We start from the raw sequence: 24712 nt of genomic DNA, 5'->3' as shown, positions 1-24712 counted from the left end.
CTCCAAGAGTAATCTGTTTCTTCGGAGGTTCCCCAGATGCTTACTTTCGCCCCAGACAGCCCAGAGGGTAATACTGAAGCTGCGAACGACGAATTGCAGGCTCTGGAAGAACGTGTCCTGCGCACGGTTGAAGTAGTCAAGATGGAGCGCGAAATGCGCACCGCAGCCGAACAACGCGCAGTATCGCTAGAGCAGCAGTGCCGTGAGCGCGAGGTTGCGCTCGAACGTGCAGAAGCTGAGATCCTCACCTTCAAACAGGAGCGGGATGAGATTCGCCAGCGTATGGAGCGGTTGCTCCGTCAGCTGGATACTCTATCTCTATAGTTTCGTATGGCTGAAGATACCTCCAATTCGACGAATAATAGCGTTGCCGTTGATATCTACGATCAGACCTACCATCTGCGCGGCCAGGATACCGAGCGGATTCAGAAGCTTGCGCAACTCGTAGATGGGAAGATGCGTACGGTAGCCGAAAAAGGTACCACCGTTGATTCTCTTCGTGTTGCCGTATTGGCTGCACTGAATATCGCCGATGAGCTGGTAGCAGTGAGTGAGAAGTACCATGCTCTTCTGAGCAGTGCCGAAGAAGCGAATTCGATGCGTACTCGTGCACATTCCCTTTCCGGTCTTCTGGACTCGTTGCTCGACGAGAAGCGCCGCATCGGCTAAGACTTTCTAGAACTGTTCCAGGACTACAGTTGAGCAATACTGCGTTCCCTCAGAGGGGCATGCCTGGATCTCTCTGTTTTGTCCGCTCAGCTTGTCCTAACCGAAGTTCTCAAATTACCCATGCAGGAATAATCCCGGTTAGGTATTTCTTTCTATTGGCAACCTAGGCTTGTATCATCTGTTGCGAACCTATGCGATAGGGAGCCGCACGATGCGCTTTGGGTCGATAGCCCTTTTCCTTCTTCTGCCTTTTTCGTCATTTGCTCAGTCCAATTTCCCGTTACCCTCCAATCCTGCAGCGCAGAAGACGTTTGCGGAAGCGAAGCAGCTCGTCCAGCGCCGAATGTACGGCTTTGCCATGAGGGGCTTTGAGAAAGCCGATAAACAGGATGGCGGAAAGTGTTGGATCTGCAAGCAGTCGGCTTACGATGCCGCACTGGACGCCGCCGATTACAAGGAAGCCGGAGAGATTGCCACGGCCATGCTGAATGCGGCAACTGACCCGAAGACAAGAGGGAAGGCATATCTGCTTCAAGGCGGAGCTTCGATTCGCGATGGTCTGGTACACCATCACGATAAGTCCTTTGTGGAGGCCGACCGCCAGTTTAAAGAGGTGCTCGCGATTTTGCCGACGAATCCAGATGCCCACTTTCTCGATGGGCTAGCTCTCGCGCACTTGAAGCAGGATGAGGCTGCGCAGGCGCAATTTCGGGAATACCTGAGGGTTGGCGACCCTCTCAGCGTTACGCATAAGCGGGCGATTCGCTATCTCGAACGTCCTGAATTGGCGCGTGCACGAATGGCTCCGGCTTTTCGTGTAGAAACGCTGGATGGAAAGACTTTTTCTCTGGATGAAGCTGCTGGAAAGGTAGTGTTGATTGATTTCTGGGCAACATGGTGTGCTCCCTGTCGCGCAGCTTTGCCTCACGTCCGGGATATCGCAAACCGTCTTTCCGGGCCGAACTTCCAGGTGTTGAGCGTCAGTCTGGATAACAATGAGGAAGCGTGGAAGCAATTCATCAGCAAAAACAATATGACGTGGCCCCAATACCGCGACTCTGGATTCGATGGGAAATTGGCTACCATCTTTGCCGTTAACTCGATTCCCCATACTTTCGTCATCGATGCCGACGGTGTTCTTCAGGACGAGAAAGTGGGCGATGCTGCGATTGATGGGAAATTAAAAAAGCTCATTGCCCGTGCTCAACAATTGCAGCAACAAACCACCGCTGTTGTATCGCCAAATTCAGCAACTCAATGAGTTTTTCCATCTTTGGATGTGTATTGATAATGAAGGCCTTTAGCCCACCGACTTGCCAATAAAGGCCATACCAGCTAGCATCCTCAAAGAAACCGGCCTGCAAAGCAGGTGCGGCGGTCAACGCTGGTTGAACCTACATTCAATTGAACAGGGACTCGACTCGACAAATCGGCTCGGTGAGCAACGTCCGCCAGTCCGGAATGCCTAAAGAGCTGCGGGGAGTTCCACCGTCTTAGGACGGGTTCACCAGCATACTGCTGCACGGCCCCGTGGGTCGGTTTTCTGCTGTCTGGAGTCCGGAACCCCCTGGATCCCGTTCCTGAACCGGAAATGCTCTTTCCCGGATTCGGGCTTTTCTCCGATAAGCTAGTTCTTTGTGTATCCGCTGCTCTTCCATTTCGGAAAGATCCTGATTCCCACCTACGGGGTCCTGGTTGCTCTTGCAGTACTGACTGCGCTCGTTGTTTCGCTACGGACGGCACCTCGGTTGCGTTTGGATAGCAACTCCATTTGGAATCTGGGTGTCTTGGCTATCTTTACCGCACTGATATCTTCCCGCTTGTTTCTGATGCTGGTGAATCTTCCCGACCTTCAGCGATATCCCCGTTGGATCTTCAGTTTGGCAATGATGCCCGATAACATCCTGGCAATTTTAGGTTTGTCGGCGGGAGCTCTTGCTGCCCTGTTGTATGCCCGCAAAACACGCTTGCCGTTGCTGCCGTTGGCGGATTGTCTGGCTCCGGCGGTTGCCATTGGACACGCCATTGAATTGTTTGGCTGCTTCCTCGCGGGATCGGCTTATGGATCGCCTGCTACGGTACCCTGGGCCGTTATATACAGGAACTGGCTGGCAGGAGCCTGGTCCGGTACCCCATTGGGTACGCCGCTGCATCCGGTGCAGCTTTACGAGGCTGGAACGGAGCTGCTGTTAGGGTGCGTTTTACTCTGGCGTCTATCCCGAAAGAGCCAAGACGGTGAGCTTGCAGGACTTTGGCTCTTTGGCGCTGGTTTTGCCCATTTCCTTTGCGAGCTCTTCCGTGGAGATATGGGAAGAGTGGAGCTCCCGGGCGGTTTTTTAACGCTTACACAGCTTTTCGCCGTGGGAATGGTCCTGCTGGGCGGGCTGTTACTGCGCAAACAGGATACAGTTGTTCTAGAACCAAGTGAATCCTAGCCCAATGTCATCGCACGCTCCATCTGACTATCCAAATACCCTCCTGGTCTCGGAAGAGGCAAGTGGGAAGCGCCTGGACCAGTTTCTGGCCTCTCAACTGGCGGACGTCAGCCGTTCCCGCATCCAGCTTTTGCTGGAGAACGGAGAGGTGCTGGTGGACGGAAAGGCCGCTAAAGCTTCCCTGCGACTGCGGGGTGGTGAGACTATTTCTGTCCTGGCTGCGCCCCATCCTGAGCCGTTACGCGCTATTGCCGAGGATATTCCGCTCGATATCGTGTACGAGGATGACGATCTGGCCGTAATCAATAAGCCCGCAGGGATGATGGTACATGCCGGTTCGGGAGCGACAGAGGATGCGCGTAACCGGGGGACACTGGTCAATGCCCTTCTGCACCACTTTCAATCTCTGTCGACAACAGGCGGCGATTTGCGGCCGGGAATCGTCCATCGTCTGGACAAGGAGACGAGTGGACTGATCGTCGTCGCCAAAAACGATCCCTCGCATCACAAGCTGGCCAATATGTTTGCCCAGCGGCAAATACACAAAACATATCTCGCACTTGTCCACGGTGAGGTGGCTAAGGATTCCGGTACAATTAGCGCGCCGATAGCCCGCGACGCAATTCGCCGGACCCGCATGACGACCCGGCGCGTGGAGGGGGCGAGGACGGCGATTTCCCATTATCGGGTTACCCGCCGGTATTTCACGAAATATGGCAAATTTACGGCAGTAAGGGTCAGGATTGAAACAGGTCGTACGCATCAGATTCGGGTCCACATGTCGTCCATTGGACACCCGATTGTCGGAGATACACTCTACGGAGCTCCGGCGATGATCACGTTGCAAACCTCCGGAAACCGCCGCCGGGAGCCTGTAGCCGGGAAAGATGTTCTTCAGCTGGAGCGCAATTTTCTTCACGCCGCCGAGTTGGAGTTTTATCATCCCTCTACAGGAGATACTATTTCACTCACCGCTCCGCTTCCCGCGGAACTGGAAGCCTTTGAGAGATTGATAGCTTCGGCTGCTATCTCCCATTGATAGAATGACAGCGCATGACAAAACAGGTTTCTCTTGCCGCCGCTACGGCATTGTTGTTTGCCGTTTTTACGGTTGCGTCTTCGAAAGCCCAGACCCCCGTTCCGGCCGCGACACAGACGCCGGCTCCGGCGGCACAGCCGGGTTCTGACAAGACAACGACTCCAGCTCCTGCTGCTCCCCAGTCCTCAGCGCCGGGTGCAGCTCCCGCTCAGCAGTCCCAGAACCCACAAGACAACGAATACATCATTCGCCGGAACGTAAACGAAGTCAGCCTTATCTTCACCGTCGCGGATAAGCATGGGCACTTCGTAAAGGATCTACGGCAGCAGGATTTTGCACTGCTGGATGATCAGAAGGCTCCTGCGAAGGTCTCGTCCTTTGCGCAGCAGACAAATCTGCCCATGCGTGTAGGAATTCTTATCGACGCAAGTACTTCCATCCGTACCCGCTTTGAGTTTGAGCAACAGGCAACGACTGAGTTCCTTCTGCAAACACTTAAGCCGAAGAGCGATAAAGCCTTTGTGATGGGCTTTGACGTGACTCCGCAGGTCATGCAGGATTGGACCAACAATCTGGACCTCCTCAGCACCGGGATCAGTAAGTTGCGCCCGGGGGGCGGTACCGCTCTCTTCGACGCGGTCTATACGGCCTGCCGCGATAAATTGCTCGATAGCTCCCGTGGACTCGAGCCTGTCCGCAAGGCAATGATCCTGGTATCCGATGGAGACGACAACCAGAGCCATGCATACCTGGACGATGCCATCAAGATGTGCCATCGTGCGGACACAATCATTTATACGATCAGCACCAATACCAGTCCCACACGCGGCCGCGGCGATTCCGTACTGCAAAAGATGTCTCAAGCAACCGGAGGAATTACGTTCTTCCCGCAACGGATTGAGGACATCGCTATAGGGTTCCAGAAGATCGAAGAGGAACTGCGCAGTCAGTACGCCCTTACTTACACTCCGGCCGATTTCGAGGCGAATGGGGCATTCCGGAAGATCTATCTGGTAGCTCTAGACCGTAAGTATGTCGTCCGGACTCGTGAAGGCTACTTTGCTCCAAAGCCGTGATCTCCAGTACCTTTTCGAGCTGTCCAGATAAAGACCGGCTCCGAAGCTCCTAGCAAAATCAGGGGCTCCGGAGCCAAAAATTTTTTACGGCTGAGGTACACCAAAGTACCGTTCGATTCCAAATCCGAGTTTTGGGTCCGTTTTGGCAATCTCACATCTGCAAGGATCACTCGTGGCGGGCTTTCTTCTCGACAAGCCCTGGTTGACACGGTGGAATAGCTGCGTCGGACTGTCTGACAAGGAGGACTGGGAAGTGATCCGGCAGGCAATCTCGTGCGATATATGCGGTACTGAGAAAAAGCAAACGAACCACTGGTTCGTTGCTTATGAGCGAAACGGAGAGCTACGCCTGAGTGGCTGGCAATCCAAACAAACCTTGAGGCCCAAGGCAAAACATCTCTGCGGACAAAAATGTGTTCATCGACTCCTGGATGAATTTATGGCTGGTGTTTCGAGCATGATGGACGCAATTGGCACTTCGTTGGAAAAGCCGGCCACCAATCAGCTGGACGATGTGGTGGAGGGGGCAGTTTTGGTTCAGACCTACGCCTCGCTACTTTCGCCGGAAGAACCTCAGCCGTTCTCTACTACTGAGGATCGGCGCAAGATAGCGTGGAAACATGAGCTGGAACGTCAAAACAAAGAAGTCGGTGGTGGTTCGAAAGCCTTCCTGCGGTGATCGGTTGTTCAGCAGTAATTGTTCAGATTTATTCCAGGCAGGTTAATCTCGATGCGATGGTCAGATGCTGTTGTGTGGCCATCTGAGCAAGAAATGGCCACACAGCATTTCGGTTATTTCTATACCGGAGCAGGAATGACGCAGCTCCCTACTGCTTCTTGGCGTCATCACCTATCTTTGGTTGGCCTGTACCGGTAAAGGTTCCGACTGCGACCTTCGGCTTAACGGTGGTAACCACCATCTCTCCGACTTTTCGTTGCCAGGTCAAGGACCTCGTGCGTCTGCGGGTCGCGAATTTGTTGTCTTATGAGTTACATTTCGAAGCAATGTTCTCAACTTTCAAGGAAAGCTGAGAACATTGGCGGGCTTATTCCTGGCCCAGCATCTCCAGCAGGCCCGCTTCGTCGAGAACTGCTATGTTCAGTTCCTTTGCCTTATCGAGTTTCGATCCTGCTTCTTCTCCGGCGACTACATAGCTGGTTTTTTTGCTAACCGAGCCGGATACCTTGCCTCCAGCTGTTTCTATCTTGCTTTTAGCCTCTTCCCGGGAGAGGTTTGGCAGGGTTCCCGTCAGGACAAATGTCAGTCCCTCAAGCTGGGTGGTGCGCTTCCGTTTCTCTTGCGTAAAGGTGAGTCCGGCATTGCGAAGATGTTCGACCATCGCGCGATTTTTATCTTCGTCGAAGAACTCCCGAATTGCAGCGCTGACGCGTGGCCCCACTTCATTGACTCGCTCCAGTTCTTCACTGGAAGAGTTCATAAGCGCATCCATCGAGCCAAATTCCTCCGCTAAAAATTGCGCGGTACGCTCACCGACAAAGCGGATTCCCAATCCGAAGAGCACTCTGCTAAGAGGCGCCTGTTTGGATTGCTCCAATTCCCGAAGCAAGGATTTCGCGGTCTTTTCTCCGATACGTTCGAGAGAGAGTAACTTCTCTTCGTTTAATTCATACAAGTCGGCAATACTTGTCACCAATTTGCGTTCCAGCAACTGATTGATGACAGCCTCTCCCATGCCATCTATGTTCATCACCCCACGGGAGGCAAAATGCAGAAGGCTTTCCTTGAGACGTGCAGGGCAATCGATGTTTACACAGCGATAGTCTGCCTCGCCTTCGGTTCGAACAACTTCGCTTCCGCATACAGGGCAATCCGAAGGGAATGAAAATTCGCGGTCTCCTCGTGGGTGGTCTTTGTCTTCTACTACTTCCACAACCTTCGGGATAACGTCTCCGCCGCGTTCCACCAAAACCGAATCACCGATCTTCAGACCCAGGCGCGCAATTTCGTCGGCATTGTGGAGGGTGGCACGGCCTACTGTAGTTCCGCCGATAGAAACCGGAGTGAGGACTGCAACCGGGGTGAGTTTGCCGGTACGGCCTACCTGTACCCGAATATCCTCAACAAGCGTAATGCCGGAGCGAGCGGTAAATTTGTAGGCGACGGCCCAGCGTGGAGCACGGCCTGTAAATCCAAGTCGGTCCTGGGTTGCGGTTGTATTCACCTTGATTACGACACCATCGATCTCGTAACCCAGATCGGAGCGTTGTTGCTCGGCCTTCTGAATGAATTCGAGTACCTTGTCGATGCTGGTGTAAGCCTGGCGATGAGGGTTCACGCGGAAGCCTGCTGTCGTGAGCGCGTCCAAAGTTTGTACCTGATTCGGCTTGAGCGTCTTTCCGTCGGTGAAGAGAAAGTAACCGTAAAAGTCCAGGCGACGCTGTGCAACGATGTTGGGTTCCAGCGTGCGAATGGTTCCGGCAGCAGCATTCCTCGGATTTGCTGCGGGACTTAGCCCCTGCTGTTCGCGTTCCTCGTTCAGTCTGAGGAATCCGGAGATGGGCATGACTACTTCGCCGCGAACTTCAAATTGTTGCGGAAGATCTCCCTTCTGCAGCTGTGCCGGGGAGATAACAAGGGGAATGGAGCGGATTGTGCGTACATTGGTCGTGACGTCTTCCCCGATGCTTCCGTCGCCTCGTGTGATGCCCTGCAATAGGCGGGATGTGCCATTTTCTCCAGGTCCGTAATGCAAAGCGAGCGACATGCCATCCAGTTTTAGCTCGCAAACATAGCTCACTTCCTCACCACCGGCTAGTTCGCGGACACGCCTGTCCCAATCGCGAAGTTCTTCTTCGCTGTTGACGTTATCGAGAGACAGCATCGGCCGGGAATGAGCGACTTTGGCAAAACCTTCCTTCGGCTTGCCGCCTACCCGTTGGGTTGGCGAGTCGGGCGTAATCAGCTCCGGATGTTTTGCTTCCAGTTCTTTGAGCTCACGCATCAGCGCGTCGTAAGCTGCGTCAGAGATCTCGGGTGAATCGAGCACATAGTAAAGGTGTTCGTGGTGGCGGAGCTCTTTTCGCAAAGCATCGATTTTGTTCTGAATGTCGGCACTCATCTCTCGTGGATTATAGAAAAGCTGGGATTGATCGGGGTACTTCCCTGTTGCTCCAGGGGATACACAGGCTGCAAATGTCGTGACATCCTTGCTCTTGGACAGGGGTGATCACAATTCAGAGTATCTGAGCCTTGAGGGCAATCCATCTCTCCAGCCGAAACGGCCCCGATCCTATCTACCGGGAACAACCTGTGGGGCCCATCTGGTAAGGGCGGTGAGATTCGAAGTTAAGCAGAAGAGATTCTTCTTCCTCTATGACTACGGTTCAAGAGCCCGGATCGTCGGGAGCCAGTACAACCAGTTCAATCGGTTTCCACCACTAGCTCCGCCTTTACTGCTGGCTTGCACGTGACGGGAAAGTTGACCGATCTTGCGATGAAACACTTCTCGTGAGCGATATCGTGAAGCGAGAGGGCTTTCTCCTGATCGCTTCCGGGAGCAATCATGACCTTCGGGTGGAGAATGACTTCTTTGAATCGCCCGCTGCCATCCGGACTTTCTTCCAGGACTCCTTCCGCTAAATCTTCATAGTCCACGACAATGATTCCATGGTCTGCGCACAGATGCAGATACCAGAGTTGGTGGCATGCGGAGAGTGAGGCAACCAATAGCTCTTCGGGATTATAGCGGCCTGGTTGTCCACGGAAGACCATGTCCGATGTGCCCAAAATCATGGGTTTGCCTGCTACCTGGATTTCATGAGCACGTTCATAGGCGCGATAGTTCGATGTTCCTGTGCCGGTATTGCCTGTCCACTTCACCGCCACGCGATAGAGATGTTCTTTACTGGACATTGCATTCTCCCGAGATTCGATGCCTTGGTTTTACAATCACAATACATTCGACCTTTGGGTGGATGAACTAGACAACGCATGGAACCAGTTACCCACTTCCTTACCGGAGCCTGCCTGGGTCGCGCAGGATTCAATCGTAAAACTGCTTATGCCACTTTGGCCATGACTCTTGCAGCTGAAGCTCCAGATTTGGATGTTATATGGGGATTCGGCGGCCCGGTAACCGGCTTCGAGCATCATCGCGGAATAACCCACACATTCTTTGGCGCTCCCTTTGTGGCGATTGGTGTGACTGGAGTTATCTGGCTTTTCCATCGGTACAGGAGAAAGAAGCCGGAGCTACCGGCCCGCTGGGGCCTGATCTGGCTCTTTTCTTTGATCGCTGCCCTCAGTCATATCTTGTTGGATTTCACCAATAACTATGGCGTTCGTCCCTTTTTTCCTTTCAATTCGCATTGGTATTCCTGGGACATTGTTTTCATCTTTGAGCCGATTATTTTCGTCTTTCTCCTGGGAGCCCTGATCATGCCATCGTTATTGGGACTCGCCGACAGAGAGGTAGGCGTTCGCCGTCGCTCATTTGCTGGCCAACGTTGGGCAATTGCCGCATTAATTGGAGTAGTTCTAACCTGGACTTGGCGTGCCGTAGAGCATGAACATGCTCGAAAACTTGTGCAAAATGGAGGGCTAACCGATGTTGAGCTTACAAAGGTTGGAATTGAGCCTTATCCCTTCAATCCCTTTCATTGGGCGGTAATTGCAGAGACTCCTAGATTTTTTCAGGTTGGCGAGATCGATACCCGCACCGATCGGGTCACCAGCGATCCGCATGTCAACATTCTTTATAAGCATCCCGATACTCCGGCCAGTGTTGCTGCCAAGCAATCGCTACTGGGCAAGGCATATATGGATTGGGCTCAGTTTCCCTTTATTGAAGATTTGGGGCCAGATCCGGCTCCGGGGACGAATATAGCTGTTCCCGCAGGTAACTGGAGTTCTGTGCGCTTCTATGATTTGCGCTTTTCTTATCCCTCGCTTTTGGGACGCAGCTCTCAGAATCCTCCGCTTGCAGCCTGGGTTTATGTGCGTTTTCCCGGTGAAGTCGTGGCGATGATTATGAGCGGACGGGAACAGAACTAACGCTGCCTCGAACATAAGCAGGGGAAGCGGAAGATCGTCGGATATTAGGATCTTTCACGGTTACGATTTTTACCCCATCAAGGCGAAGAGAGGATTTTTGCGATCTTCAGAAACGCATCCTTCTCAAGGTCATCCAATAGCCTGATGCCTATTCTGAAAAGTGCTGGGAATCAATCTATTTCGGGGCATGAGTTTATTAGGAGAACACTTGGATGACGATGGACGGTAAGGCAAGATTTGTGCAAGTGGCTAAGGCTGGTGGGCCTCTCGAGCTTGTTACACGGGATATTCCGGAGCCTGGTCCGGGGCAGGTACGAATTCGGGTGCAGGCCTGTGGTGTCTGCCATAGCGACTCCATCACGAAGGAAGGTTACTTTCCCCTTTCCTATCCCCGGGTTCCAGGCCATGAAGTTGTTGGCTTAGTGGATGCTGTCGGTTCCGGCGTAACTCAATGGAAGCAAGGTCAGCGCGTAGGTCTGGGATGGTATGGCGGACATTGCGGTGTTTGCGAACCCTGTCGTCGCGGTAAATTCATTCTTTGTCAAAAAATGAGCATTGCAGGTATTTCCTATGATGGCGGTTATGCCGACTACGTGGTTGCTCCTGCCGAGGCGGTAGCGTCGGTTCCGGAATCCCTGACAAGTGCTGAGGCTGGGCCGCTCTTATGTGCCGGAATCACGACTTTCAATGCCCTCCGCAATAGCGTGGCGCGGGCTGCCGATTTGGTGGCAATTCTCGGCATGGGCGGATTGGGACATCTTGGCGTGCAGTTTGCCGCGAAGATGGGTTTCGAAACCGTTGCAATCGCTCGTGGTGCCGATAAGGCCAAGTTTGCTCATGAGCTTGGAGCACATCACTACATCGATAGCACTAGCGAAGATGTGGCAAAGGCTCTGCAGAAGCTAGGAGGCGCAAAGGTGATTCTGGCAACTGTAACCGATGCCGATGCTATGACTGCTGCACTTGGCGGGCTGAAATACGATGGCCAGTTTGTGGTTGTAGGCGCACCTCCTTCTCCACTTTCGGTGCCGATTACCCCGATCCTGATGCAGCGGCAGGCGATTCAAGGATGGCCAAGTGGCACAGCTATCGATTCGGAAGATACTTTGCGCTTTAGTTCTTTGACCCAGGTTCATCCTTTGGTCGAGCGCTATCCGCTGGATCGCGCGGCTGAAGCGTATGACCGTATGATGAGCGGCAAGGCGAGATTTCGGGTCGTGTTGGAAACAGGCGCATAGTCGAAACTCAAGCCCGATTGCATGAAGATGGCAGGGGAAGATGCGCACTCTCAGAGGACCTTCCCCTGAAGATCGATGAAAGAATTGCTAGACTGTAAGTGCTGGAGTATTTCCTGCAAAGATGTAGACCAAGGCACAGAGGCATTACGCAGCTTTCCGCCAAAGGAAGCTGCTCTTCGTTGTCCTCGGCAGGTCTAAATCTATGCAGGAAATGCTCCAAATGAGGTTTGATCGGGAGAGTGCGATTCCTGTATCCACTCTCTCCACTGCTTCCCTGTGGGAGGCCAATAGATTTGGACCCCTTATCTCGAGGTGCTTAATGCTTGCTTATCTGCTCATATTGTTGGCTGTTCTCGGCCGGGTGGTACCACATACGTGGTTTAATTTTTCAGCTGTGGGCAGTGGCTTGCTTTTCTTTGGCGCGCGCCGTCCACTCTCACAGGTAATTCTGCCATTCGTTGCTTTTGCTGCAACCGATTACTATCTGACGGTTTACGCATACAGCTATCCCTTCCACGTGACTGAATTCCTGCCTACGTGGATTTGGTACGTAGCAGCGATTTTCCTGGGACGCATTCTTCTGCGGGATCGAATTTCCTGGAGTCGCGGGATTGCCGCTGTTTTGCTGGGCTCTACTTCTTTCTTCCTGATCAGCAACTTCGCAGTGTGGGCAAGCGGGACGATGTATCCGCACTCCTTCTCGGGGCTTTCGGCTTGCTATGTTGCAGGTTTGCCTTTCTACCGCAACGATCTGGTTTCAACGGCGCTGGTTTCAGCATTAGTTTTCGGACTGCCTGTCCTGATGAAGCATCAGGCAGCTGTTCGCGCTGCTCGCCTTGGAGAAGGAAAGACCGTTGCTTAGGTTTAGTTGAACAGTTGATTGAACGAGAAGAGGGATGGCTTGCGCGCCATCCCTCTTCTCATTTTGAGCTGTTGCAAGCTCCCTGAACTGCTCCTACCGTTTTCCACCCTTCCGAAAGTTCTTGCGCAGCACGAAGAGAAGCAGCAGTGCCAGAAGCGCTCCTAAACTACAGAGAACCAGCACCACATGCTGCCGGAAGGCACCTGCAATTACATCCACGATTGCCGGTCCGTAGCGGATGACCAGGAAGGAAAGTACGCCCCAGCGAACGATTCTCCCCAGGAAGACAGCGAGCATAAAGGGAATCACCCGCATCTCAAAGACACCGGCAGCAAAAACGAATGCTTTCCATGGCGTGGGAGGAGGCAGCATGGAGGGAATCATCATCGCCAGGAACTCCTGACGTTCGAAGCGGTTACGCATCTGCTCGTATTTGTTGCGATTGATGCGCTTCATCAGGAAGATTTCGCCACCGGCGCGGCCGATATAGAAAGGAACCAAACCTCCAATTGCCGATCCGATCGCTCCCGTTAAACAGTAAAGCCAGATATGCGGACGGTCGGTGAATACAAAGCCGATGAGGAAAAAATCCATCGGAACGGGAATCGAGGAGGAATCCAGGAGTGCCATGGCTCCCATACCCCAAAATCCGAAAGGGGCAAGGAATCCGAGTATGGCCGCTTCCCACTTCTTCAAAAAAATAGCAATCGAATGCTTCAAGCTTGGTGCAACTCACTTCCTAAACAAAATATTCGGCTAGCGGTAGTGCCGATAAGTAATTGAAAAGTCTAAATCTCAGAGTATCGCTTCCAGCGTCTCACTTCGATTGTACGGGTTTACCTGGATAGGGAAATTTGAGATGGCGGTCACATTTTTCTTTGTTGTATGGAACGAGGTGACTGTATAGGCTTTGTTAGGATAAGCATCGTTTACAAAAGAGAAGGCCAAAAAGGCCTCAAAATTGGGAAACCACCGACCAACTTGTTATTGGGCCAGTTCGCAAAAGAATGAGAAAATAATTGGAAGGATCGGTATAGCGGAAGGTCGCAGGCTTATCAGGGCCGTGGGGCGACATTTAAGCTTCTGCCACCCAACACATGCCCATCACGGAAACACCACCTAGCTCTGAGCAGCATCGGTCTGAGCCTACATTAGACGGTAAAGGCTCCCGGTACGAGCATTACGAAGCTCATGAACTACTCCAACTGATTGATCGGCTTGAGGATGATCGCCGCTGGGCGCGTCTGAGAGAAGGAGTATGGATCTCGATCATTGCTCATATGATCCTGTTCTCCCTGGTCTCCTGGGGGCCTCGATACCTGTTGCATGTGCCGAGAGTGGTCAATCCCGCCGACGTTCTAAAGAATCGCAAAGATCTGACATATTTGGACTTACCTCCGGATGCTCTAAAGCAGATCAAGCCGAAACACTCGGACGTTGTTTCGGATAAGGACCGGACCGCACAATCCAAAGCTCCCACCATCGACAAGAAGACTCTTCAGGAGCTTCAAGCGATGAAGAAGGCCGGACCGCCGGCTCCACAGCCAGCTCCTCAGCCTCAGCAGCAACCTCCGCAACAGCAAGCTCAACAGCAGCCGCTGCCTCCTTCGCCGTCGCAGCAGCCTTTGCAATCGAATCAACAGGCGCAGCTTGAGGCTCCCCATCCGAAGGCGGTTCCGGCTCGTCCGAACTTCAATACCGGGCCTCTTTCTCCCGGAGACGCGATCCGGCAGGCAGCCCGTGCGGCAGCGCGTCAGGGTGGTGGTGGAGATTATGGTGCGAATGCTCCGAACGCTCATGCCGGCGTAAAGGCCGGGGCGGAGATCCTAAGCGACACCATGGGCGTAGACTTCGGTCCTTATATGAATCATGTGATTCGCGAGACCCGCCAAACATGGGAGCCCTTGATTCCGGAGTCTGCCCGTCCTCCGCTTATGAAGAGCGGGACGGTCGCCATCGAGTTCATGATTATGCCCGACGGTAGGGTGAAGCAGATGAAGCTGGTAGGTCCTTCCGGAGATCCTTCCTTGGATCGGGGCGCTTGGGGAGCTATTACCGGATCCAACTATCCTCCGTTGCCGAAGGAATTTAAGGGACCGTACTTGGCTCTACGGTTCTTCTTCCTCTACAACCCGCCTCCTGGCAAGTAATCTTTTTAACCTTCTCTACCGGTTATGCCCGGTAGAGAAGGTCCGGAATTACAGCTTCGAAATAGCCTTCTGGATTCTAGGAATCCATACGTCTTTTGCTGAAGGCTCCATGGTCTGGGCAATCGCCAAGGCCTGTTGATACGCCATTCGTGCCTGATCCTTCTGCTGCGATGCGGAGCGCACCTCGGCAAGCGACATTTGGGCTTCCAGAGAAGTTGGATCGACATTTACGGCCGCCTCTGCTTCAGCGGTTGCAGCAGCCAGATTCTTCTCCGAAAGATATTTGCCGACCTTTTGTGCATGGGCCATGGCGGAGGCACGAGGTACCTGGAAGGTGCCATTGAAGACAAATACTCCATGCTCAATTACGGCATCCGGCTTTCGCTTTTCGAATTGCGTGTAAGGATTGAGGACGCTCGAACCCAATTCGAAGCCGCTCATCGATCCGGCACTCAGGAAGATGGGTCCCTCGATCGTTGGAGGAACATTCAAGTCGGCCCCAAACCAGCCGGTATCGGCCGTTGGCAGAAGCTTGCAGGGGATTCCATAGCTGCTGGGTTCGATTGCAGGAGCAACAAAGTAGGCGAACCAGCAGTTCTTGATTCCGTTCTGGTCGATGTATTTCTTTACGCCCTTGAGCTGTTGGCCCCAGTCGGTATTGGAGTCCGTCAGGTACTTGTACGTCGATGAGGGGCCACCCCAGAGCTCATTGGCATAAGCAATGTAGGTGGGATAACTGCGAACCGACGCGAAAATCTGGAGGAATAACAGAATCGCGGTTACGTATGCCCAGCGGCGATTCGTCTCGATCAGCTTGAAGGCGACGCCTGCCGAGAGAACTGCCAGAAAGACATAGACCGGCAGTAGATGTCGTATGCCGATGTTGAGGTGCGAGGTCATTGTGATGATGAGGTAGAAGACAGGTGGAATGGTGAGATAGATAACCTCTCTTGTCCACTTCATCCGACGAGTGAGTAACGCAAATCCCGTCATCAGGAAGAGAGCCAGAACGGCGATGGTCGATTTGATAAGGAAGGCAACCGGGAAGTAGAACCAGACACCATGAGCATAGACTTTCCCGAAGATATAGCTGGGCATGAAGTTCGCCATGGAGCGAACGTCCGTTAGACCGTAGAGATACGATTCCGGCAAGAGGTGCAGATGGGCCATCGTCATAATCGCTGTTGCTTCGATAGGACGTAGCGGATGCACATATTGAGCAAGTCCCGATCCCAGATGTAGCCCTTCCGGGCGTGCGTTATAACGGAATCCGTAGAAGGACCAAAGAATAGCGACTGAAATCACGGTCACTACAGCCAAGGCGAGCACAAGGCGCAAGGCCTGCTTCCCCCGGCTCTCGCTTGCAGAATCCGATGCGTGGATGAATAGCTCATAGAGACAGATCAATACGAGCATCGGAAACAGGAGGATGCCGGAGTGCTTGGTTGACAAGGCGAGTCCTGCTGCAACTCCAACTACGCACAGCCTTCCCACGGTGGGATTTTTGACATAGCGATAGAAGGCAAAGATGGTTGCGAAGAGGAAACAGGAGATTCCTATATCGGTTGTTACGTAGGCACCGTGAGCTATAACGTTCGGATCGAAGACCACCAGCGCCATGGCTAGAAAAGCCGCACCGGTTCCGAACATCTCTCGTGTGCCGAGGAAGACCATGGTTGCCAGGAGCAGGCTGATAATGGCTGCTGCCATCCGGACTCGGAAGATGATCTGATCTGGGCTTGCTTCCGGACTGCCGTAGATCATGTCCCGGCCGTCAAAGTAAGCTTCCGTTTTGAAGTAGCGGTTCTGTAGGGGAGGAATGTACAGAGGCAGATGGAGGATTGGGATTGTGGCCAGCATCTTCACGAGCGGTGGGTGCTCAGGATTGAGTCCATAATCCCCGGTTTTCCAAGACATAACTCCGGCAAAAATATGGTCGCCTTCGTCCCAGCTGAGAGACTGCTGGCGTACGGTAAAAGCTAATTCCGCCAATAATACGACTAAGAGTGCAACGACTCCGACGGCAGCCATCTTGCGGCTGCTATTCCCCAAGTCCATGGTGTTTCCTTTTGGTGACCGATTCGGTGCAGATTTTTTCGCGAGCCCAGGATACGCTCAGCATTGCTTCCAGCGTTTCGACAAAAGTAGGAGAAGAAAGAAATAATTGAAGGCAGATGAGCGGTCCGATTTGACCTCTGGGACTCCGGTGTTCGTGTACAGGTGCCAGAAGGGGGCAAAACACCGTAAAATATCCTCTGGTTCCCTCCTCCTAAGCCGTCCGGTTGAGTGAGGGAGAGTCTTTAGCGATGAACAATCGGAATTCTTCCATCCGCCTGCTTCGCTGCCCTGCTCTTAAGCGCTTTCGCCGTGGTCGCCCTGACCGTGGACGAAGCGCCTCTCTGTAATTAAGCTTTCTCTCTGGCAGATCTTGTCCGCTTGCCTCTCTACGGAATGGCAACGAGCGTTTTAGTGTGTTCGTTGATCCGATATGCACGGGTTAAGGTCTGCAGCAACCTTCAGATGCAAGAGATGACCCCCGTTGGCCTGGACAGAACCTCACGGATGCTGTGAGGCTTGGATGTTGCTTCGAGGAAATGTCCTGGTTCGTTGCTATGGGGATGTGCTCAAGAACCTCAGCACCCAAAGGATGGTGACGTAATGAATACGTTCGGCAGTCAGTCTCAGTTAACGGCTGGCAATCGCACCTATGAGATCTTTCGCCTTAGCGCCCTGGAAAAGAATGGGCTTTCCCTGAGTCGTCTACCCTTCAGCTTGCGTATTCTGCTGGAAAATCTCCTCCGTCATGAGGATGGAAAGAGCGTGACCCAGGAAGATATCGAATTCCTGGCCAAATGGGACCCAAAGGCTGAGCCGTCGCGAGAAATCGCCTATATGCCCGCACGCGTTCTCATGCAGGACTTTACCGGAGTTCCTGCCGTGGTCGATTTAGCTGCAATGCGCGATGCCATGAAGGTATTAGGTGGTGACCCCCAGAAGATCAATCCTCTGCAACCGGCGGAGCTGGTTATCGACCACTCCGTTTCCGTCGACGACTTTGGGACCTCGAATGCGTATACCTACAACTCCATGCTGGAATTTCAGCGCAACCGCGAGCGCTACGCCTTCCTGAAGTGGGGGCAGTCGGCCTTCCATAACTTCTCTGCGGTGCCTCCGGGTATGGGCATCTGCCATCAGGTCAATCTGGAGTATCTGGCTCGCGTGGTCTTCACGACGGAAGTAGGTGGTAAATTGCGCGCCTATCCCGATACTTTGGTCGGAACCGACTCCCATACAACGATGATCAACGGCTTAGGAGTTCTTGGTTGGGGTGTTGGTGGAATTGAAGCTGAGGCCGCCATGTTGGGCCAATCGGTCTCTATGCTGGTTCCTCAGGTCGTAGGCTTCCGGCTTACCGGCAAATTGCGCGAGGGCGCAACTGCCACCGATTTGGTTTTGACTGTCACAGAGATGCTTCGCAAGCTAGGGGTAGTCGGCAAGTTTGTCGAGTTTTACGGTCCCGGGGTGAGCGACCTGGCTCTGGCTGATCGCGCCACCATCGCGAACATGGCTCCCGAGTATGGCGCTACCTGCGGAATCTTCCCTGTCGATGCCGAGACTTTACGGTATCTGCGGTTAAGCGGACGCTCCGATGAGCAGATTGCTTTAGCTGAGGCGTACTACAAGGAGCAGGGACTCTTCCATACAGCTAGCTCGCCGGAAGCTGAGTATACCCAGACTATTTCTCTGGATCTGGCAACAGTCGAGCCTAGTGTTGCCGGTCCGAAGCGTCCTCAGGATCGTGTCCTTCTGAAGGAGACCGGCAGTAGCTTCAATAAGCAATTGCCGAATCTCCTGGGTCCGAATGCTAAGCTTGCCGGTGATCGCAAGATTGAGCAGTGGAATGGAACGGCTGTTGCGGCAAGCAATGGCAATGCACCCGCCACAACGATCAAAGAGCGCTTCGGTGTCGACCCCGATAAGTATCTGGATAATGGATCGATTGTGATTGCGGCTATTACAAGCTGCACGAACACTTCGAATCCTTCGGTGATGATCGCGGCCGGCTTGCTGGCAAAGAAAGCTGTCGAGAAAGGGCTCTCCGTTCCTCCCTGGGTGAAGACCTCGTTGGCTCCCGGCTCGCGAGTTGTTACGGATTACTATCAGAAGGCTGGATTACTTCCGTATCTCGATAAGTTACGTTTTAACGTTGTGGGCTATGGCTGCACAACTTGTATCGGAAACTCCGGTCCTCTGCCAACCGATGTATCGAAATCGATTGAGGAGCACGGACTCGTCGCAGTTTCGGTGTTGAGTGGCAATCGTAATTTTGAAGGCCGTATCAACTCCGATGTTCGCGCCAATTATCTGATGTCTCCTCCGCTGGTCGTGGCCTATGCTCTTGCGGGCCATATCGGGCACAACTTCGATACGGAGCCGTTAGGCAAAACGCAGGATGGATCTCCGGTATATCTGCGCGATATTTGGCCTACCCAGCAGGAAGTTGCTGAGTCAATCGCATCGGCAATCGGTTCCGAGGGTTTTCGCAAGGAATATGCGACCGTGACTCAAGGCGATGCTAATTGGCAGGCTCTGAAATTCCCGACTGGAGATGTCTACCAGTGGGAGCCGGATTCCACCTACATCCGCAAGGCCCCATACTTCGATGGCATGCCCGCGCAACCTGTTCCGGTGAAGGATATTGCATGTGCCAGGGTTTTGGCTGTTCTGGGCGATAGTGTGACGACCGATCACATCTCCCCAGCTGGTTCCATCAAGGCGAATAGTCCGGCTGGCAAGTATTTGAGTGAACATGGCGTGAAGCCTGCAGACTTCAATAGCTATGGTTCACGCCGTGGCAATCATGAGGTGATGGTTCGCGGAACCTTTGCCAACGTGCGTTTGAGGAATCGTCTGGCGCCGGGAACTGAAGGTGGAGTTACACGTCTTCTTCCGGAAGGCGAGCAGATGAGCATCTTCGATGCCAGCGTCAAATATGCAGAGCGCAGCGTGCCACTGGTCGTCCTAGCCGGTAAAGAATACGGTTCCGGTTCTTCGCGTGACTGGGCAGCCAAGGGGCCTCGCCTCTTAGGTGTTCGCGCTGTCATTGCTGAAAGCTATGAACGTATTCACCGTTCGAATCTGGTGGGTATGGGCATTCTGCCTCTGCAGTTCGTTTCGGGACAGAATGTGGAGAGTCTTGGGCTAACCGGAGAAGAGGTTTTCGACTTTCCCGGTCTCAAGGATTTGTTGGATGCGAAGTTTGCCAGTGGCAAGACGCTGACTGTAAAGGCTACGGCGCCGGATGGCAAAGTGAAGCAGTTCGAGGCTCACGTTCGAATCGACACTCCACAGGAGATTCTCTACTACGAGCACGGCGGCATCTTGCAATATGTCCTCCGCCAACTGGCTGCCAATTAAACTAAAGAAGACTCTGGAGGCGGGTAAATACAACTCGCCTTCAGAGTTCAAAATCTCATCTTGAAGACTGCACGATGTCCCTTCTGCTCTTTTCTTCTTTGATCTTCGCCGGCTCTCTGCTGGCCGGCTTTCTGGGTTCGCTTACAGGGCTGGGTGGGGGCGTTGTTCTTGTTCCTCTGCTTACACTTGGCTTTCATGTTGAGTTGCACTACGCAATCGGTGCGTCATTAATCTCTGTGATTGCCACTTCTTCAGGCTCTGCTGCAGCTTATGTTCGCGAGGGATTTTCGAATGTCCGCATCGGAATGTTTCTCGAGATTGCAACGACCATCGGAGCAGTTTTCGGAGCTTGGCTTGCGAGCAGCACTCCAACGAAAGCGATTGGCATTGTCTTTGGGCTAATGCTTATCTGGTCGAGTCTTCTTTCGTGGAAGCAGCGCACGATCTCTTCCAGACCGTTACCGGCAAATGCTCTTTCCCGTCGTCTGCGACTGGGTGGAAGCTTCCCTGCCGGCGAAGGGAAACAACAACCTTATGAAGTTACAAATGTGCCCGCCGGTTTCGGCATGATGTTTGGTGCGGGAACTCTCTCCGGCTTACTCGGAATTGGTTCTGGTGCTGTCAAAGTGCTGGCCATGGATAGAGTCATGCGGATTCCCTTCAAAGTCTCTACCACCACCAGCAACTTCATGATTGGCGTAACAGCTGCGGCGAGTGCAGGTATCTATCTGCGACGTGGATATATCGATCCCGGGCTGGTGTGGCCGGTTCTGGTTGGAGTCCTGACCGGATCTCTTATTGGGGCTTATGTGCTGATGGGCGCGCGCGTTCGTGTCCTGAGAGTGGTCTTCAGCCTGGTCATTTTAGTGCTGGGTCTGGAGATGATCTTTAACTCACTTACAGGAAGGCTCTAGTGAACGGAACAGAGAAGTCTCGCTTTGACGATACCCGTATGGAAGCCATGATGGGGCATTTGCTTCGTGCAGGAGTTCTGTTTTCTTCCTCCGTTGTCTTGATCGGGGGAATCCTCTACCTGGTTGCGCAACACGGACAGCTTGCTGACTACCGGCACTTTCGGAGCGAGCCCGCAGACCTGCGCAATTTGCCGGAGCTCTTTCACCTCGTAGCTACCGGCAATCCTGCAGCGATTATTCAGTGCGGAATCCTGCTATTGATTGCAACACCGATTGCTCGTGTGGTTTTTGCGTGTATTGCGTTTTTTCTGGAGCGGGACCGTCTTTATTTAGGAGTCAGTTTGATTGTTCTGGTAGTGCTTCTGACGAGCCTGATGTTGCTTCATTAGCTAGTTGAGCCATCAGCATACCCAGGCGAGGAGTGTTTTAACAGGAGATAGGTACAAGAGAGGAAGTACTTGAAATCGACGCGGAGCAGGTGATTCTTTCAGAGACTCGGACGTTTAGGGCCGGTTCGTTTTCGACCGGCCCTAAAGATCTTTAAATTCCGACGCCGTAGTCTGCCGAAGAAGCATCGCCAGCATGAGAGTAGTAATCGTAGGGGGTTCTCTTCTTGAATTTGTAGCGTTGGCGGAGTTCACGCCCACAGAAGATCCCCAGTGCCGCTACCCCAATTGCAACTGACGCCCAACCAATGACTTTCAGCGTCGTTTCCGTTTTGTTTTCAGGCAGATGCATTACGACATTCCTCTTTATTCAATGGCCCACGGCCACAATCACCTGAACTCATGATAGCGCAGCTGGGCTTCTATAACTTCTTTATCGGAACTACGTCCGCAAGAAATGAGTTATTGAGTAGATTCAATCCGCTTTAGGATTTCCACTTTGCGATCAGGTGGTAAAAAGCTGGCTTCAATAGAGTTAGATGCAAGTTCACGGATGTGTTCGGTAGTGAATCCATATTCCATGGATGCGAGCAAATATTCATCTTGCAGAGTGCTGCCGAACATTGCGGGATCATCGGAATTTAAAGTGATCATGAGTCCCGAGTCGAAGTATTGGCGAACCGGGTGTTCCAACACCGACTGACAACATCCTGTTTTTAGGTTGGACGTGATGCAGATTTCTACCGGAATCTGCCGATGTGCCAGCACTTCCACTAACTCCGGATCTTCGATGGCTGAGAGTGCATGTCCGAGCCGCTCCGCGCCAATATTGATCGCTCCCCACAATCCCTCGGGTCCAACGGTTTCTCCGGCATGTGCTGTCAGGCGAAGCCCTTGCTCCCGCGCTTCAGCATACAAATCCCGAAACGGTTCAGCTCCAGTGCGGCGTTCATCTCCTCCGATACCGATCCCGATGATGCTGGGGTGATAACGGCGGAGTTCCGCAGCCTTTCGAAATACACGTGTAGCCTCTTCCGGTCCGAAATGACGAACGGCGTCGAAGATCCAGTAGAGCGTGACTCCGAAATCGCGCTCTCCGCGAATACGTCCCCGTTCCATCCCTTCGAAGAGAGGTTCGAATTCCGCCTTGCGCCAGTAATAAACCACTCCGACCGAAACGTAGACTTCCGCGTGGACAACGCCCTGTCGTGCCAGCTGTTCGATCATGTGGTAGGTGACAAGCTCGTAGTCTTCCGGAGACTGCAGCCTCTCTGTAACGGCTTTGAAGGCCATCATGAAACTAGTGAAGTCTTCGTATTCGTAAAGACCACGAGCCGCTTCCAGTGAAAGAGGTTCGTCGTCATGACGAGCGCTTAACTGTACTAAAGTTTCCGGTTGGATGGTGCCTTCCAGATGAAGATGAAGCTCCGCTTTCGGTAGCCTGCGGAGAAAGGCGCTCAGGTCTTGACGCATACATCTCTATCTTACGCGGAGCCTGGAACGGGAGGCCGTATCGTGGGACGAAGGCGGGGGAAGGCTAATAACTTCGAGTGTGGAGGGTCGGGAGACCCTCCACCGAGGTATTCAGACTAGCGAATGCCTGCGAATTCGCTGCGATGGCGGCTATAGAGGAAATAGACTGCCAACCCAATGACCAGCCAGACGAAGAAACGCAGCCAGGTCATGATAGGCAAACCAGCCATTAACAGTGTGCAGAAACCGATACTAAGTACCGGTATAACCGGTCCGCCTGGAGCGCGGAAGCCTCTTCTGCGCTCCGGCTCCCGATAACGAAGAACCAGAACTCCGGCCGAGACCAGGACGAAAGCGAAGAGCGTTCCAATGTTGGAGAGATCGGCTAGGGTCCCGATATCGAGTAGTCCTGCGGGGATACCAACAACCAGACCTGCAACCCAGGTCGCAATTGCGGGCGTGCGGTACTTGGGATGGACACGGCTAAACCATTCGGGGAACAACTGATCGCGAGACATGGCAAACCAGACTCGCGCTTGTCCCAGCTGGAAGACCAGGATGGAGGAGATCATTCCCAGCATGGCGCCAAGCAGAATCACCAATCGAACCCAGTGAAGATGAAGTCCACCAGGTATCAGCGAAAGCCGCTTTAGCGTGTTCACGACAGGAGCTGCATCGTCCACGAGCGTGTTCCAGGGTACGATTCCCGTCAGTACCACGGCTACAGAGATGTAGAGCACAGTACAGACCAGCAGTGCTCCGATAATGCCGAAGGGAACATCCTTTTGCGGGTTTCTGCATTCTTCGGCAGCAGTGGAAACGGAATCGAAGCCGATATAGGTGAAGAAGATAATACTTCCACCTGTCAGAACCCCCGACCAGCCGTTCGGGTAATAGGGATGCCAGTGATGGGGCTTGATGAAGTTGGCGGCGGCGAAGACAAAGATCAGGATGGCTGCGATCTTCAACAACACCATGATGTTGTTGGTCTTTGCCGATTCCTGGATTCCTCGTACCAGGATCACCGTGATCGCCATAACGATCAAAAACGCCGGGAAGTTAAAGCCAAGATGCCAGCCCGGGCCGTAGATGGAGTGCCCAGTGAAATCCGAGAGCCCTGAGGGCAGGTAGGCTGGTGTAATCCATCGCAATGCCGGATGGATGCCGAGCCAGTCGAGCAAGTCCACCATGTGAGCCGCGAAACCGACGCTGACGGCCATATTGGAGACGGCATATTCCAGGATCAGGTCCCAACCAATGATCCAGGCGACCAGTTCTCCCATTGTGGCGTAGGTGTAGGTATAAGCGCTGCCTGCAATGGGGATCATCGAGGCCATTTCTGCGTAGCAAAGTGCGGTGAACCCGCAAACAACTGCTACCAGCAGAATGGATACAGCCAGAGCCGGACCGGCGCCGGGACGTCCAATCAGAGCCTGATGCCGGATGAGGTAATCCAGAAGCGGTGTGTTCAGGATCGATGAGGTGTCGAACTTTTCACCGGCAATAGCGGTGCCGATCACGGTAAAGATACCGGAGCCGATAACCGCTCCAATACCCAAGGCAGTCAATGACCAAGGGCCAAGCGTCTTCTGCAGGCGCTGTTCAGGTAACTCTGAGTCGCTGATGAGCTTGTCTATCGATTTACGGGAAAGAAATTGCTTTACCAGTGTGGTGCTCCTGAACCGTCTTCTCTAAGTTTTTGGGGAAGATGGCCCGCTGGTTCACTCTTGCTGGCTTGCTAAAAGTAAAAACAGACAAATTGCAGCCTCTCAGTTCCACTGGAAGCTGCAATCCATCTTATTTTTTACCGAACGCTGGCAAGAAATAGATAATCGGCGGGCCGGGTTCTTGTTTTTATTCCGTTACCGACCAGAGTTAGCGCTTGCTCTGGCCACGTGCCAACTTCTTGACCTTCTTCTTGGCGGAACCACGCGGTGTGGTGCGCTTTGCCTTAGGAGCGGCCTTCTTGCGGGCTGTCCGCTTGACCTTTTTCCGTTCCAGTTTGTCTTCGATCTTTTTTGTGTCTGCCATAATCTTT

The 24712-nt window shown here is 53.2% G+C and carries 22 protein-coding genes and 1 other RNA gene; 15 read left to right on the top strand and 8 right to left on the bottom strand.

All coding sequences use genetic code 11. The features are described from left to right. Positions 1-36: 36 nt before the first annotated feature. From AC6I7T_RS15215 to AC6I7T_RS15180, 8 genes are all read left to right on the top strand, one after another. Positions 37-324 carry a hypothetical protein gene (locus AC6I7T_RS15215; RefSeq protein WP_497794341.1) on the top strand — a complete coding sequence of 96 codons (288 nt, stop codon included), beginning with the start codon at positions 37-39 and terminating at the stop codon, positions 322-324. Between the two features lie 6 nt (positions 325-330). Further along, positions 331-669, top strand: a complete 339-nt coding sequence (locus AC6I7T_RS15210; protein WP_497794340.1) for a cell division protein ZapA — start codon at positions 331-333, stop codon at positions 667-669. 211 nt (positions 670-880) lie between these two features. Then, positions 881-1930 (top strand): redoxin domain-containing protein, encoded by a 1050-nt coding sequence (locus AC6I7T_RS15205; protein ID WP_497794339.1) that lies wholly within the window; start codon positions 881-883, stop codon positions 1928-1930. A gap of 91 nt (positions 1931-2021) precedes the next feature. Continuing rightward, positions 2022-2210, top strand: a non-coding RNA gene (ssrS, locus tag AC6I7T_RS15200) — 6S RNA. 96 nt (positions 2211-2306) lie between these two features. Next, positions 2307-3104 (top strand): prolipoprotein diacylglyceryl transferase, encoded by a 798-nt coding sequence (locus AC6I7T_RS15195; protein WP_497794338.1) that lies wholly within the window; start codon positions 2307-2309, stop codon positions 3102-3104. Positions 3105-3108: 4 nt separating this feature from the next. Beyond that, a complete protein-coding gene (locus AC6I7T_RS15190) occupies positions 3109-4143 on the top strand; it encodes an RluA family pseudouridine synthase (protein WP_497794337.1) in 1035 nt (344 codons plus the stop codon). 14 nt (positions 4144-4157) lie between these two features. After that, a complete protein-coding gene (locus AC6I7T_RS15185) occupies positions 4158-5219 on the top strand; it encodes a VWA domain-containing protein (protein WP_497794336.1) in 1062 nt (353 codons plus the stop codon). A 172-nt stretch (positions 5220-5391) separates the two neighbouring features. Further along, the gene (locus AC6I7T_RS15180) at positions 5392-5898 is read left to right on the top strand and encodes a hypothetical protein (protein WP_497794335.1); all 507 of its coding nucleotides are present in this window, start codon (positions 5392-5394) and stop codon (positions 5896-5898) included. A 367-nt stretch (positions 5899-6265) separates the two neighbouring features. Here the strand turns inward: AC6I7T_RS15180 and ligA are convergent, their stop codons facing one another. Beyond that, on the bottom strand, positions 6266-8299 hold the full coding sequence (gene ligA / locus AC6I7T_RS15175; protein WP_497794334.1) for an NAD-dependent DNA ligase LigA: 2034 nt from the start codon (positions 8297-8299) through the stop codon (positions 6266-6268). Positions 8300-8601: 302 nt separating this feature from the next. Next, positions 8602-9093, bottom strand: coding sequence for an OsmC family protein (locus AC6I7T_RS15170; protein ID WP_497794333.1), 492 nt, complete (start codon positions 9091-9093; stop codon positions 8602-8604). A gap of 78 nt (positions 9094-9171) precedes the next feature. Here AC6I7T_RS15170 and AC6I7T_RS15165 point away from each other — a divergent pair, with 78 nt between their 5' ends. From AC6I7T_RS15165 to AC6I7T_RS15155, 3 genes are all read left to right on the top strand, one after another. Next, positions 9172-10233: a metal-dependent hydrolase gene (locus tag AC6I7T_RS15165; RefSeq protein WP_497794332.1), complete on the top strand. Its 1062-nt coding sequence runs from the start codon at positions 9172-9174 to the stop codon at positions 10231-10233. Between the two features lie 212 nt (positions 10234-10445). Next, the gene (locus AC6I7T_RS15160) at positions 10446-11471 is read left to right on the top strand and encodes an alcohol dehydrogenase (protein ID WP_497794331.1); all 1026 of its coding nucleotides are present in this window, start codon (positions 10446-10448) and stop codon (positions 11469-11471) included. A gap of 319 nt (positions 11472-11790) precedes the next feature. Then, the gene (locus AC6I7T_RS15155; protein WP_497794330.1) at positions 11791-12333 is read left to right on the top strand and encodes a DUF6580 family putative transport protein; all 543 of its coding nucleotides are present in this window, start codon (positions 11791-11793) and stop codon (positions 12331-12333) included. A 93-nt stretch (positions 12334-12426) separates the two neighbouring features. On the opposite strand, the gene AC6I7T_RS15150 is transcribed toward AC6I7T_RS15155, so the two are convergent. Beyond that, the gene (locus AC6I7T_RS15150) at positions 12427-13053 is read right to left on the bottom strand and encodes a YqaA family protein (protein ID WP_497794329.1); all 627 of its coding nucleotides are present in this window, start codon (positions 13051-13053) and stop codon (positions 12427-12429) included. 377 nt (positions 13054-13430) lie between these two features. Between AC6I7T_RS15150 and AC6I7T_RS15145 the strand changes: the two genes are divergently transcribed. Continuing rightward, positions 13431-14483 carry a TonB family protein gene (locus AC6I7T_RS15145; RefSeq protein WP_497794328.1) on the top strand — a complete coding sequence of 351 codons (1053 nt, stop codon included), beginning with the start codon at positions 13431-13433 and terminating at the stop codon, positions 14481-14483. Positions 14484-14531: 48 nt separating this feature from the next. Here AC6I7T_RS15145 and AC6I7T_RS15140 read toward each other — a convergent pair whose 3' ends face one another. Next, positions 14532-16541, bottom strand: coding sequence for an ArnT family glycosyltransferase (locus AC6I7T_RS15140; RefSeq protein ID WP_497794327.1), 2010 nt, complete (start codon positions 16539-16541; stop codon positions 14532-14534). Positions 16542-17141: 600 nt separating this feature from the next. On the opposite strand from AC6I7T_RS15140, the gene acnA reads away from it, so the two are divergent. The 3 genes from acnA (at position 17142) to AC6I7T_RS15125 (ending at position 21204) form a co-directional block, all read left to right on the top strand. Further along, a complete protein-coding gene (acnA, locus tag AC6I7T_RS15135; protein ID WP_497794326.1) occupies positions 17142-19901 on the top strand; it encodes an aconitate hydratase AcnA in 2760 nt (919 codons plus the stop codon). Between the two features lie 74 nt (positions 19902-19975). Further along, complete coding sequence (locus AC6I7T_RS15130; RefSeq protein ID WP_497794325.1) at positions 19976-20815, top strand: sulfite exporter TauE/SafE family protein; 840 nt, start codon at positions 19976-19978, stop codon at positions 20813-20815. Then, positions 20815-21204: a DUF1634 domain-containing protein gene (locus AC6I7T_RS15125; RefSeq protein ID WP_497794324.1), complete on the top strand. Its 390-nt coding sequence runs from the start codon at positions 20815-20817 to the stop codon at positions 21202-21204. Before AC6I7T_RS15130 ends, AC6I7T_RS15125 begins: the two co-directional genes overlap by 1 nt. 151 nt (positions 21205-21355) lie before the next feature. On the opposite strand, the gene AC6I7T_RS15120 is transcribed toward AC6I7T_RS15125, so the two are convergent. From AC6I7T_RS15120 to AC6I7T_RS15105, 4 genes are all read right to left on the bottom strand, one after another. Next, positions 21356-21553 carry a hypothetical protein gene (locus AC6I7T_RS15120; protein ID WP_497794323.1) on the bottom strand — a complete coding sequence of 66 codons (198 nt, stop codon included), beginning with the start codon at positions 21551-21553 and terminating at the stop codon, positions 21356-21358. Between the two features lie 110 nt (positions 21554-21663). After that, positions 21664-22674, bottom strand: a complete 1011-nt coding sequence (gene add / locus AC6I7T_RS15115; protein ID WP_497794322.1) for an adenosine deaminase — start codon at positions 22672-22674, stop codon at positions 21664-21666. Between the two features lie 116 nt (positions 22675-22790). Next, positions 22791-24233 (bottom strand): amino acid permease, encoded by a 1443-nt coding sequence (locus AC6I7T_RS15110; protein WP_497794611.1) that lies wholly within the window; start codon positions 24231-24233, stop codon positions 22791-22793. Between the two features lie 316 nt (positions 24234-24549). After that, positions 24550-24705: a hypothetical protein gene (locus AC6I7T_RS15105; protein WP_497794321.1), complete on the bottom strand. Its 156-nt coding sequence runs from the start codon at positions 24703-24705 to the stop codon at positions 24550-24552. Between the last annotated feature and the right edge of the window lie 7 nt (positions 24706-24712).

This window comes from Humiphilus diazotrophicus (assembly GCF_059726315.1).
Note: the sequence above shows the minus strand (reverse complement) of the source record. Positions and strands in the feature narration are given on the sequence as shown.

Bases quoted from the DNA above. Each gene is read 5' to 3' on its own strand.
- add (WP_497794322.1), bottom strand. From the start codon at position 22,674: ATGCGTCAAGACCTGAGCGCCTTTCTCCGCAGGCTACCGAAAGCGGAG.
- ligA (WP_497794334.1), bottom strand. From the start codon at position 8,299: ATGAGTGCCGACATTCAGAACAAAATCGATGCTTTGCGAAAAGAGCTC.
- AC6I7T_RS15130 (WP_497794325.1), top strand. From the start codon at position 19,976: ATGTCCCTTCTGCTCTTTTCTTCTTTGATCTTCGCCGGCTCTCTGCTG.
- AC6I7T_RS15160 (WP_497794331.1), top strand. From the start codon at position 10,446: ATGACGATGGACGGTAAGGCAAGATTTGTGCAAGTGGCTAAGGCTGGT.
- AC6I7T_RS15170 (WP_497794333.1), bottom strand. From the start codon at position 9,093: ATGTCCAGTAAAGAACATCTCTATCGCGTGGCGGTGAAGTGGACAGGC.
- acnA (WP_497794326.1), top strand. From the start codon at position 17,142: ATGAATACGTTCGGCAGTCAGTCTCAGTTAACGGCTGGCAATCGCACC.
- AC6I7T_RS15205 (WP_497794339.1), top strand. From the start codon at position 881: ATGCGCTTTGGGTCGATAGCCCTTTTCCTTCTTCTGCCTTTTTCGTCA.
- AC6I7T_RS15105 (WP_497794321.1), bottom strand. From the start codon at position 24,705: ATGGCAGACACAAAAAAGATCGAAGACAAACTGGAACGGAAAAAGGTC.
- AC6I7T_RS15210 (WP_497794340.1), top strand. From the start codon at position 331: ATGGCTGAAGATACCTCCAATTCGACGAATAATAGCGTTGCCGTTGAT.
- AC6I7T_RS15145 (WP_497794328.1), top strand. From the start codon at position 13,431: ATGCCCATCACGGAAACACCACCTAGCTCTGAGCAGCATCGGTCTGAG.
- AC6I7T_RS15185 (WP_497794336.1), top strand. From the start codon at position 4,158: ATGACAAAACAGGTTTCTCTTGCCGCCGCTACGGCATTGTTGTTTGCC.
- AC6I7T_RS15155 (WP_497794330.1), top strand. From the start codon at position 11,791: ATGCTTGCTTATCTGCTCATATTGTTGGCTGTTCTCGGCCGGGTGGTA.
- AC6I7T_RS15120 (WP_497794323.1), bottom strand. From the start codon at position 21,553: ATGCATCTGCCTGAAAACAAAACGGAAACGACGCTGAAAGTCATTGGT.
- AC6I7T_RS15140 (WP_497794327.1), bottom strand. From the start codon at position 16,541: ATGGACTTGGGGAATAGCAGCCGCAAGATGGCTGCCGTCGGAGTCGTT.
- AC6I7T_RS15165 (WP_497794332.1), top strand. From the start codon at position 9,172: ATGGAACCAGTTACCCACTTCCTTACCGGAGCCTGCCTGGGTCGCGCA.
- AC6I7T_RS15215 (WP_497794341.1), top strand. From the start codon at position 37: ATGCTTACTTTCGCCCCAGACAGCCCAGAGGGTAATACTGAAGCTGCG.
- AC6I7T_RS15190 (WP_497794337.1), top strand. From the start codon at position 3,109: ATGTCATCGCACGCTCCATCTGACTATCCAAATACCCTCCTGGTCTCG.